This window comes from Staphylococcus sp. GDY8P131P (assembly GCF_017891975.1).
Classification (GTDB): domain Bacteria; phylum Bacillota; class Bacilli; order Staphylococcales; family Staphylococcaceae; genus Staphylococcus; species Staphylococcus nepalensis.
This window is the reverse complement of record NZ_JAESKF010000037.1, coordinates 1-1957: the sequence shown is the minus strand read 5'-3', so window position 1 is coordinate 1957 and position 1957 is coordinate 1. Positions and strand designations below refer to the sequence as shown.

General features: G+C 24.8%; 2 protein-coding genes. Both read right to left on the bottom strand.

Annotation, left to right across the window (positions count from 1 at the left end; genetic code table 11):
- Positions 1-98: 98 nt before the first annotated feature.
- A complete protein-coding gene (locus tag KA894_RS14445; protein ID WP_001028144.1) occupies positions 99-1538 on the bottom strand; it encodes a bifunctional aminoglycoside N-acetyltransferase AAC(6')-Ie/aminoglycoside O-phosphotransferase APH(2'')-Ia in 1440 nt (479 codons plus the stop codon).
- On the bottom strand, positions 1539-1943 hold the full coding sequence (locus tag KA894_RS14440; protein ID WP_000134308.1) for a GNAT family N-acetyltransferase: 405 nt from the start codon (positions 1941-1943) through the stop codon (positions 1539-1541). It lies immediately after the preceding gene.
- Between the last annotated feature and the right edge of the window lie 14 nt (positions 1944-1957).

Below are 1957 nucleotides of genomic sequence, written 5' to 3'. Positions count from 1 at the left end.
CAGGAGTCTGGACTTGACTCACTTCCTTTATTATTTTTCATTTTTTTAAACTATTTAATACTAATGTCTTTTATAATAGCTTTTCATATATTATATAATCAATCTTTATAAGTCCTTTTATAAATTTCTTTTCTACCATTTTCGATAAATTCCTGTTTAATATTTTTAATTCCATAAACAATAGTTTCAATAGGATAATATTCTTCAACTATATCTTGATATTCTTTTGCTTTCTCAATATCTATATTTCCATACATTCTTAATATATCTTCTCCAAAATTTGTTCCTATTTCTTCTTCACTATCTTCAAGTAAGTATATAAAATCACAATATTCATCTATAATTCCAGAATCTCCAAAATCAATTATTCCAGTTAATCTATTATTGCCATCTAACAATAGATGATTACAACTAAAATCATTATGGCATAAACACTTTTTACCCTCAAAAACTGTTGTTGCATTTAGTCTTTCCATAAAACTTTCTATATAATCTTTTTCTATATCAGTTAAATCATTATAAATAGTTTCACGCAACAATATATACTCTTCTAATACATTTTGTTTATTATCAATAGTACATTCACTAATATCTGTATAATCTAAACCGTGCATTTGTCTTAAAAAACTGGCAATATCTCGTTTTAACAAATTTTGTTCTTCTTCTGACATAGTAGAATAAATTTCTGGTGTTAAAAAAGTTCCTTTAATTTCTTTATAACCTAGTATAGATAATTCATCACTAATATACGAATATTCAATATTAGGAATTTTTACATTAGTTTCTAAATTTGTATTTAAAAAATTATATATTGCTTTTTCTTTTGCATAACCTTTTTTCTTATTAGTACTAAATTTTGTTTTAAAAATGTATTCATTATTAACTAAATATGCCACACTATCATAACCACTACCGATTATTTCAATACTATCTACTTTGAAATTATCAAAGTAATGCTCAATTAAATATTTCATTGCCTTAACATTTGTGGCATTATCATCATATCTATATTCCATTAAATAACAATCTTCTTTTTTGCCCTCGTGTAATTCATGTTCTGGCAAATCTTCAATAATTCTAAAACCAGATTTTTGGTATGCCCTTATTGCTCTTGGATTATTTTTATGAGGGTCTAAAATAACTGCATTAGCATTTCTTTCTTTTTTCAAAAATTCAAAAATCAATTTAATATATCTTGTACCAATTCCTTTACTCCAATAATTTGGCTCTCCTATAAATTGATCCATACCATAGACTATCTCATCAGTTTTTGGATAATGATAATCAGTATATAACTCATCATACATTTTATATATTTGTCCATATCCAATAGGAACATTGTTATATTCAATAATTACTCTAAAAACTTCATCTTCCCAAGGCTCTGTATAATGTTTTTTTAATGATTCTAATGTATATTTTTTATCTCTACCACCATAAAATTCTAATACTCTTTCATCAGTTAACCATTTTAACATCAAAGGAAAATCATCATCTATTAAAGTTCTTATACATATTTCATTTTCAACTATATTCATTTATTTATCACCTTTTTCATAATCATATACATATACTATTTCATCTTTATAATCATTTTTACCACCTAATTTTTCATATACATGGCAAGCTCTAGGATTACCTTTATCAGTTATTAAAAACATTTCAGAACAACCAATCTCTTTAGAATATTCCTTAATAAAAGATAATAATTTTGAACCATAACCTTTGTCTTGATAGTTAGGTAACATTCCTATTGAGTGTAAATAAAACATTGTTTTTCCATCAGGTCTTAAAAGTGTATAGCAATATGCAAATCCTATAATTTTATTATTTTCTTTAGCTATAAACCCAAATGAACTGGTATCATTAAGAAATCCTTTTAAATTATCAATATCAAAAACCATATTATCATCAATTAAAACTTCTTCCATAAACTCAGTCAAGTCCAGACTCCTGT